Below are 9,651 nucleotides of genomic sequence, written 5' to 3' on the forward strand. Positions count from 1 at the left end.
CATGCCAAAAATGAAAACCAAAAGCGGTTTAAAGAAAAGAATTAAAATCACCGCATCAGGTAAAGTTAAACGTGGAAATGCATACAGATCACATTTAGCACAAAACAAAACCACAAAACAAAAACGTCACTCTCGTAAAGCTTCAACATTATCAAGTTCAGACTTTAAGAGATACAAAGAATTAATCTAATAATCTACATAAAAGAAAGAGGATAATATGCGTACAAGAGGCGGAATCGTTACAAGAAGAAGACGTTCAAAATGAATTAAATTAGCAAAAGGTTACTGAGGACACAAATCAATCGGTTACAGAGTTGCTAAACAAGCAGTTGTTAAATCATGAACATATGCATTTAGAGACAGAAAACAAGTTAAACGTGAATTCAGAAAATTATGAATCGCTCGTATTAATGCTGCTGCTAGACCAATGGGTATTACTTACTCAAGATTAATCGAAGGTCTAAAACAAGCTAACATTCAAGTAAACAGAAAAATGTTATCTGAATTAGCAATCAACTACCCTGCATCATTTGCTAAAATCGTTGATCAAGCTAAAGCAGCTTTAGCTTCTAAATAATTATGAAATGTCGAAATTCATTCGACATTTTTTTTTTATTTATTTTTTTAAAAGATGTATGTCTGTTACAATTTAATTGTAATAAGGAAAAGAAAGAAAGGGAAAGAAAATGAGTATTACAAGTATTATTTTATTTACTTTACTCGGGTTAAGTGCTTTATTATTTATGGTATTTTTCACTTATATAATGATAGATTTTTGTTATATTAAAGCAAAAGTGTTTGGTATTAAAAAAATAGTTAGATCCGAAAAATTACATTTAGAAAAAAGTTATTTTAAATATACATATATAAAATTGTTAAGTTTTTATATACCGTCGATTATTTTATTTTTATCTACTTTATGCTTATATATTTATATATTTGCAAGCACACAAAATATTTTTGGAGATCCGATATGTAAATGATTAATGTATACAACATCGATTTTTATGTTCTTAGATATGGCAAATATTGTATTTTTTATTGCTGTAATAGCTATTTTAATCTCGCTTCAAATAAAAAATAAACAATACACTAAAGATTTTTTTGATTATTATGAGCTTAATACTCCTCAAAGCGCTTTAAACCTAACACAGAGAAAACTTAAATTTACTTTAAGTGATAATGAATATTTTAAAAATATTTTACTAGGTTTTACAATTAATAAAAAAATCTTGAAGAATAGCAAAAAGATTGACAAAAATTATTTATATTACTTGTTCGCGATTTCAACATCTGCAGGTTTTATAAATGATAAAAAAATTTCTCAAAAATATTGAAACTACCTATATAAAACTATGATTAACAAGGAGGACCATGTTAATTAATCAACCAATTACAACTTTAAATTCTAGTGAAAAAACTGATAATCAAGTTCTAGATTTGTTAACAAAAAAAGTGAATAAAATTGTTAAGGAAAAATTAACTGATGAAGAAATCGAGAAAATAGTTGATACGCAAAGCTCGAATAAAACTAGTGTTAATTTAATTAACAATGAAATTAAAAAAACGATAATTTTAGAAACAATCTCTTCACTAAACCATTCTAAAGATGAAGGAATAAAACAAAAAATAAATGATTTTGTGAACGATGAAAAAAATCTTAAACAGTTTGACAAAATCTTAAGTAAAAATTTAACTAATATAAAAAAAGAAATAAAAATTCAAAAAAAAGAAATTAAAAGTTACTATAAAAGAATAGTTACCGATGCAGAAAAAGGGTTTTCAATAAATGATGACGGAGAAATAAACAGTAAAAAATTATCGCTTATGATTGAACCGCTAATTAAAGAATACAATGAACTGAAAAGTTCTATGGACGCCGAGGCTAAAACTGTATTAGATCTAAAAATTGCAAGCACTGTTTTTATAACTACATCAGTGGTTTTCGGATTAATAACAACAGGTTTAACTATCGCTTCGTTTTTTGGTGTGCCGGTAGCTGCACCTGCCATATTGACTGGTATGGCAGCAGTTACTTTCGGTTCTATCGGAGCTACATTAAAACTTTGTGCAAAATCTAGTTTGAATAGTATCACTAAAAATGATGAATTAACGAACAAAGAATTACTTAAATATTTTTTTGATTTAGCATCAATGCCTTATAAAACAATAATTGGCAATATTGCAAATGTCGATAATTTGTCAGCAGGAATAAGTAAAATTAGTGATATTAATAAGTCTATTGTTATAACGAAAGAAATTTTTAAAGTTTATAGCAATTTCAATTTATTAGTGTCTGAAATTTTGGAATATGTTGAATATTCAAAGAAAATTAATCATTTTTTATTAAAATTGTCAAGTTTAAAACATATAATAGATGAAAGCAGAAAAATTAAATGAGTAGTTATAAATGAATTGCCTCAAGATAATCCTTATTGATTAAACGGTAAGGGCGGTGATAACACACATTTTAAAAATTTAGAAACAAATGAAATCAAAACTTTAGAAGAAATGTTACAGTATTCCGATTTTGAATTGTATGCCTGAAATTTAAAAAGAGTAAATGGGCCTAATGGAATTTATTTAAGAACTTTACCAAACTCAAGCAAGGAAGATAATTTAGGATAGATACCATGATAGAAATTAGAGCTTTATTAATTATAGTGCCTTCGTGCTTTTTTGTTATTTGACCATTGAAAAATTTCTTATTTTTCTATGGACAAACCGTTTTTGGCGATCGCAAATTTTATATAAAAAATAAGATAAAAATTGAAAATCAGAACTATTTTTCATTTTTGTATCACGAGACTAAAAAAACTTGTTTGATTTTATTTTTGGCATGTTTGGGTGGATTTGTGCTTTTTGCCGGTTTGGAAATTTTATTAACTTATTTATTCGGTGAAGGTTTAAAAACAACTAAAGATTTTTTTATCGCTATTAGCTTTTCAATAGTAGTATGACCTTTATTAATACTACTTTTTGAATCTCTACTTGTTTCGGCTTTAATATTAGTAAAAAAATGATCGAAAATGAACAAAAAGTTTGTACAAAATTATTCAAATTATTATCAAAAATTATTAGAAAATTCAAATGATAAAATCAAAATTAATCTCGACTTATTATCGAATCAAAATTTAATAATGAAGAATGACAGTAAGTGACTAAAAAGATTACCTAATTTTAAATATTATTTTGGTTTGATGAAAAAGCTTAGCAAAACATTTTCTTCTGAAGAAATGATAGATTTCTATTTTATTCAAAGATGAGATTATTATAAAATTGCGGGCGAAGTAATTGATTTTTCACAAATGAATTTGTATAAAAAAGAAATGTTAGATAAATATAATACATATTTTGAAATGTAATACAAAAAATAAATCATTGCGATTTATTTTTTTTATTTTAAGACAGTAATGCATAACACAAGATTGATGATTTGTCATTTTTATAAAAAAAATTCAAGTTTTTTGGAACTTATTCGTTTTTTTAATCTTTTTTATATGAAAAAATATAAAATTTTATTATTAATAATAAAAATGCGATAAGGAGGATTAATGACTAAAAAAGTTGTTTTAGGCATGAGCGGCGGAGTGGATTCTAGCGTTTGTGCATACTTGTTAAAAAAACAAGGCTATGAAGTTGTTGGCCTTTTCATGCGTAATTGAGATTCATTTCTAAATAATGATTTTATGGGCAATGAAAATATTTCACAAGATGTTTGTCCACAAGAACAAGACTATGCTGATGCAAAAGCGGTAGCTAAGCAATTAGACATTCCATTGCATAGAGTTGATTTTGTTAAAGAGTATTGAGATAATGTTTTTAATTACTTGATAGAAGAATACAAGGTTGGTAGAACCCCTAATCCAGATATTTTTTGTAATAAATACATTAAATTCAAGTCATTTGCTGATTATGCTTTTAATGAATTGAAAGCTGATTACATTGCAATGGGCCATTATGCTGATGCTAAAAATGGAGAACTTTTTAGAGGAATCGATCCTAATAAAGATCAATCATATTTTTTGGCTCAATTATCTAATGAGCAACTTGAAAAAGTTATTTTTCCATTAGCCAATTTACATAAAACCGAAATTCGGGCGATTGCAGATGAAATTAATTTAGCAACTGCAAAAAAGAAAGATTCAACCGGTATTTGTTTCATCGGTGAAAGAAGATTTGCTAAGTTTTTAGAAAATTATATTCCTGCTCAACCGGGCAATATCATCGATATAGCTACTAAAAAAGTTGTGGGAAAACATGTTGGAGCGATGTATTACACCATCGGCCAAAGAAAAGGTCTAAATCTTGGTGGATACGAAAAACCTTATTTTGTAGTTGGACATAATATAGCAAAAAAAGAGATTTATGTTGCTAATGAAGATAATAAAAAATATTTACTATCTGACAAAATGCGTGCAATAAATTTCAACAGAATTGCTTATGACTATGATGAAAACAATTTAACTGCTAAATTCAGATATCGTCAAACTGATATTCCGGTTAAATTGAAATTACTTGAAAATAATGAAATTGAAGTTACTTATCCGGAGACTGAAGCGGTAACTCCTGGACAAGAAATTGTTATCTATGATGGCATGAAAGTAGTCGGTGGTGCCATTATTGACAAAATTTATTACCATGACGAATTAAAAACATATTTATAGGAGAACAAAAATTATGTTAAGTTCAAAAGAAATTAGACAAATGTGATTAGATTTCTTTAAATCAAAAGGACATTTAGTTGTAGAATCAAAATCACTTATTCCACAAAATGACCCATCATTATTATGAATTAACTCTGGGGTTGCCACTCTAAAAGATTATTTCAGTGGTAAAAAAGTTCCGCCTGCAAAAAGAATTACCAACTCGCAAAAATCAATTCGTACTAACGATATTGAAAATGTCGGGGTTACAGCAAGACACCATACATTTTTTGAAATGTTGGGTAACTTCTCTATCGGAGATTACTTCAAAAAAGAAGCCATTGCATTTGGTGCCGAATTTGTTTTTGATGTTTTAAAATTGCCAAAAGAACGTATTTATATCACATATTATGAAGAAGATATTGACACCTACAATTACTGAATCGAAAATGGCGTTGATGCATCACATTTAATCAAAGGTACTCGTGATACCAACTTTTGAGATGTCGGTCAAGGACCTTGCGGACCAGATACTGAAATCTTTTTTGACCGTGGCGAAAAATATGACAAACGTGGTCTTGAATTATTAATCAATGATATCGAGAACGACCGTTTCATTGAAATTTGAAACATTGTATTTTCACAATTTAATAACGATGGAGAAAACAACTACACCGAATTAGCTACAAAGAATATCGATACCGGTGCCGGTCTTGAAAGAATTACTTCTATTTTACAAGATGCACCAACCAACTTTGATACTGACTTATTCTTACCAATCATTCGTGAAGTTGAAAAAATGACTAAATATCACTACGATATTAATAACTACTTCACTCGTGATCCACAACAAACTAAAATCAATACTTATTTTAAAGTTATTGCTGATCATATTAGAGCTTCAGTTAATGCAATTAACGATGGTGTTAATCCATCTAACGTAGGGCGTGGATATATTATTCGTCGTTTAATTAGACGTTCTTATCGTGCTGGTTTATCTTTAGGTATTGAAAGTAAATCATTTTTATATACACTAGTACAAGTTGTTAAAGATTCTTTAATTTATGATATTGATGTTGAAGAAGTTGCTAAAGTAATTAGAAATGAAGAAGAATTATTTGCAAAAACCATTAAAGACGGAGAAAAATTATTAGAAGCCGAATTAGAAAAAAACGGTACCGTTGATGTTAAAGTAGCATTCAAGATGTTTGATACCTATGGATTCCCGATTGAATTAACTGCTGAAATCTTAGCAGAAAAAGGCATCACTATTGACATGAATGAATTCAATAAGTTTTTAAAAGAACACCAAGAACGTTCTCGTGGAAATGTTGAAGCAGGTATGCAAAAAGTTATTAACTCATTAGCCAAAATTCCAGGGAAAGTTTCAGAATTTATTGGTTATGATTTTACTGAATCAAAATCGAATATTTTGTATCTATTAGATGATGAAGAAGAAATTTCTAAAAATAGCGACCCTGAAGCCATTAGCTATGTAATTTTAGATAAAACTCCTTTTTATGCAACGAGTGGTGGACAAAACCATGACCATGGATATATGCTACAAGACGGCAATAAAATTGATGTAATTGATGTTTTCAAAGATAAATATTGAAACCATGTTCATGTAGTTAAAGGAATTATCAATAAAAAAGCTCCTGTTGAATGTTTTGTTGATAAAGCTAAAAGAATTAATTTTGCGAGAGGACATTCTGCAACTCACATTATGTTCCACGCTTTAAGAAAGACATACCCACACGAAATCATTCAACAATTAGGTTCAAATATTACTCCTGAACACTTTACATTTGACTTTGGTTTGGATCATCGCCCAACGAAAGAAGAAATTAAAAAAATTGAACATACCATGCGTGATTACATTGCTATGCAAGCAAAACGTAACTATATCGTTACCTCAATTAAAAAAGCTCAAGAAATGGGAGCTTATATGACTATTGAAGAATCAGAATATCACGATGCTAATGCTGTTAGAGTTGTTGAATTTGAAGGCATCACTAAAGATCTATGTGGCGGCACACACGTTGATAATTCACACGATATTCAAGATTTCAAAATCGTAGGTGTCGATTCAAAAGGTACTGGTGTATATCGTCTAAGAGTAGTCATTTCTTTTGAACTAGTTGAGAAATATTTATTAGAAGAAATAAGCGAAAAACAAAAATTATTAGACACACTAATTAAAAACAATCAACAATTCAAACCAGATTACAAATACGAATATCCAACTGAAATTCCAGCTGGTACATTTGCTAAAGAAGGTTTATTGGAACAATATGATATTTACGAAGAAAATATTCGTGAAGATTACAAAAAGTTCTTGAAAGAAAAACAAAATGAAAGTGTTGACGTATCAAAATATCAACCTCAATCAATTAATAATATTAAGGTTTACATCGTTGATGATTTAGACACAAACTTATTAAGAAAAGCAGCAGTCGAACTACGTGAACAACACCCTGATTCTTTGATTGTTGGTTTAAGTCAAACTAAACCAGGTAATTTCTTCTTTATGGTAGCTTCAAAAGAATTAGATTCTTCTAAATATTTTAAAGAAATAACTGGAAAACACAATGGCAAAGGTGGCGGAAACGCAATCGTTTGCCAAGGTTCATTGAATGAAGAAATTGCACTAAATGAATTAGTTGTTCAAATTAAAAAGGAATTGAATGCGTAAACTTTGCTTAGACTTAGGAACTAAAACTTGTGGCTTTGCAATATCGGATCCGCTTGGAATCATTGCAACCGGATTAGAAAATTTCTATTTTGATGAAAATAATTTCAAACAAGTCATTGCAAAAGTTTTGAATTATTTAAATGAAAGCGAATATAAAAATCAAATTGATACGATTGTTTTGGGATATCCAATTAGAATGGATTTATCAAAAAGCGAACGCACATTTATGGTTGAAAGATTCGCTAAACGTCTCGGAGAACACATAACATTGCCAATTGTTTTTCAAGATGAAAGACAAAGCACAATGAATGCTGAAGAAATTTTGATGAATGCTGGCTTTAGCCGTAAAAAAAGAAAAACAAAAAAAGATTCTTTGGCAGCGCAATTAATATTAGAAGATTATTTAAGGAGAATAAGCTAATGGAAAGAAAAGTTGTTAATATTTTTACTCCTGAACGTGAAATAATCGTTGACGATAATGAAAAATTATACGTGTTATTTCAAATCGAAGAAAATGGTGAATTATATTTCTGTTTAACCAATGGAGAAGCCTTGATGTTTGCTAAAGATGTCAACGGTGAATTAAGCGAAGTCGATGATGAAGGTGAACTTGACATTTTAGTAGATTTAGTTGCTGAATATGCAGAAAATAATTTAGTTTTAGACCGTGATGGCAAATCAGATTTATTAGCTAAATTAATAGGCGAAGAAGTCGATGAATAAATCAATTTTTAATGGAGCTTCATCAAAAATTTCAGACGGCGCAAGAATTGGATTGATTGCTAGTGTTGTTGTAATTATGGCAATTGCAATTGGTATTGTTATCGCATCATTTTTATTGCGTAGAAAATATATGAATCAAATGCTAACCCCCGAAGAAAAAGTGCAATTAGAAAAATTAAAAATTGAAAACCCTAATTACGGTATCGTATTAAGTGGTATTCAAGATTTATATAAACACCAAGTTATTGCTGATTATTTAATGACATATATTATTAATACAATATATTTAAATAAATATCAAAACATTATGGTAATCGATAATGATGACTATGCAGCTATTTCAATTGCTTCACTTTCATACCGTAATGTATATGCACTTGAAGCCGATGATTATGAAAAGCATTATGATAAAATTACCCAAGATAACCCGACACTAGATTTATCAAAATTACAATACATAAATAATTTTTCCCAAGACATTAAATTTGATTTGATGTTGTGAATTAATCATCAAATAGATGTTAAAAGTTATTTATCATTATATTTAGATAAATTAAATGACAACGGAATGATTATCTTAGAATATACTAATAAAAAAGAATTAGAATTGTATAAGCCAATTTTCGCATCTTATAACTTAAGATATGAACCATCACACTTCAAACATAAAAACGTTGTCTTTTTAGCAAAAAATACGAAAAATAATAACGAAGCAACCGAATAATTGGAAATTTTAGTAAAATACTTATATCAAAGGAGCAATTATGGTAGAAGAAAAAATTTATTTAACTGAGGAAAGTCTAAAACAATATGAAGAAAAATTAAAATATTTACAAGAAGTAGCCCGTCCTCAAGTAATCGAAGAAATTAAAGAAGCTAGAAATCAAGGTGACTTATCAGAAAACGCTGAATATGATGCGGCCCGTGATAAACAAGCCGCCATTGAAAATGAAATCTTAGAAATTCAACACATTTTAGAAAACTGTGAAATTATTAAGTCATCAACTTCAAGCAATAACTTAGTAAGAATTGGTTCAAACGTTAAGTTTTATGATTTTTCAACTAAGGAAATCATTGAAGTTAAAATTGTTGGTGCCTTAGACGCAGATCCATTTAATAACAAAATTTCTAATTCATCAGCTTTAGCAAAAGCCTTATTAGGTAATAAAGTAGGAGATATCGTTGAAGTTGAAGCTCCTAAGAAATACAAAATCAGAGTAGAAAGCATTTTATAATATATATAATAAATAATAGCGCTATTCAAGTCGCTATTTTTTTTATAAATTTTAATTTTTTTAAAACTTGGAAGCGCTTTTTGTGCTATTATTAATAACGCATGTTACAACATATGACTTTAGCTAAATAACCGAAAAGCAAAAGTTAATAAAAAAAATGTAAATTTTAAAATAATTTACAAAAATATGTATAATATATGCAATGCTCTTTCTCACTGAAAGGCATGAGATAGTTCTTTGAAAACTGGATACGAATACCATAACGTCAATTTTTAATAATTACAAAATAACAAAAATACACCAAATCAACTTTATTTAAGAGTTTGATCCTGGCTCAGGATGAACGCTGGCT

The 9,651-nt window shown here is 28.6% G+C and carries 11 protein-coding genes; all 11 read left to right on the forward strand.

Translation table 4 applies throughout. From position 1 onward, the window contains the following. The first annotated feature begins 1 nt into the window (after position 1). The 11 genes from rpmI (at position 2) to greA (ending at position 9,299) form a co-directional block, all read left to right on the forward strand. Positions 2-190, forward strand: a complete 189-nt coding sequence (gene rpmI, locus FJR74_RS01120) for a 50S ribosomal protein L35 (RefSeq protein ID WP_140914705.1) — start codon at positions 2-4, stop codon at positions 188-190. A gap of 27 nt (positions 191-217) precedes the next feature. Beyond that, complete coding sequence (rplT, locus tag FJR74_RS01125) at positions 218-577, forward strand: 50S ribosomal protein L20 (protein ID WP_140914706.1); 360 nt, start codon at positions 218-220, stop codon at positions 575-577. A gap of 409 nt (positions 578-986) precedes the next feature. After that, on the forward strand, positions 987-1,385 hold the full coding sequence (locus FJR74_RS01130) for a hypothetical protein (RefSeq protein WP_140914707.1): 399 nt from the start codon (positions 987-989) through the stop codon (positions 1,383-1,385). Next, complete coding sequence (locus FJR74_RS01135) at positions 1,375-2,628, forward strand: hypothetical protein (protein WP_140914708.1); 1,254 nt, start codon at positions 1,375-1,377, stop codon at positions 2,626-2,628. Before FJR74_RS01130 ends, FJR74_RS01135 begins: the two co-directional genes overlap by 11 nt. A gap of 5 nt (positions 2,629-2,633) precedes the next feature. Continuing rightward, positions 2,634-3,365, forward strand: a complete 732-nt coding sequence (locus FJR74_RS07420; protein WP_140914709.1) for a hypothetical protein — start codon at positions 2,634-2,636, stop codon at positions 3,363-3,365. Between the two features lie 189 nt (positions 3,366-3,554). Next, positions 3,555-4,667: a tRNA 2-thiouridine(34) synthase MnmA gene (mnmA, locus tag FJR74_RS01145; protein ID WP_140914710.1), complete on the forward strand. Its 1,113-nt coding sequence runs from the start codon at positions 3,555-3,557 to the stop codon at positions 4,665-4,667. 13 nt (positions 4,668-4,680) lie between these two features. Further along, positions 4,681-7,341, forward strand: a complete 2,661-nt coding sequence (gene alaS / locus FJR74_RS07425) for an alanine--tRNA ligase (protein WP_140914711.1) — start codon at positions 4,681-4,683, stop codon at positions 7,339-7,341. Continuing rightward, complete coding sequence (gene ruvX / locus FJR74_RS01155) at positions 7,334-7,762, forward strand: Holliday junction resolvase RuvX (RefSeq protein WP_140914712.1); 429 nt, start codon at positions 7,334-7,336, stop codon at positions 7,760-7,762. The genes alaS and ruvX overlap by 8 nt, the downstream gene beginning before the upstream one ends. Then, positions 7,762-8,064, forward strand: a complete 303-nt coding sequence (locus FJR74_RS01160; RefSeq protein WP_140914713.1) for a hypothetical protein — start codon at positions 7,762-7,764, stop codon at positions 8,062-8,064. The genes ruvX and FJR74_RS01160 overlap by 1 nt, the downstream gene beginning before the upstream one ends. Then, a complete protein-coding gene (locus FJR74_RS01165; RefSeq protein ID WP_140914714.1) occupies positions 8,057-8,788 on the forward strand; it encodes a BC85_0335 family putative methyltransferase in 732 nt (243 codons plus the stop codon). The genes FJR74_RS01160 and FJR74_RS01165 overlap by 8 nt, the downstream gene beginning before the upstream one ends. A gap of 40 nt (positions 8,789-8,828) precedes the next feature. Continuing rightward, complete coding sequence (greA, locus tag FJR74_RS01170; protein ID WP_140914715.1) at positions 8,829-9,299, forward strand: transcription elongation factor GreA; 471 nt, start codon at positions 8,829-8,831, stop codon at positions 9,297-9,299. Positions 9,300-9,651 lie beyond the last annotated feature (352 nt).

Source organism: Metamycoplasma neophronis, from assembly GCF_006491995.1.
Classification (GTDB): Bacteria; Bacillota_I; Bacilli_A; order Mycoplasmatales; family Metamycoplasmataceae; genus Metamycoplasma; species Metamycoplasma neophronis.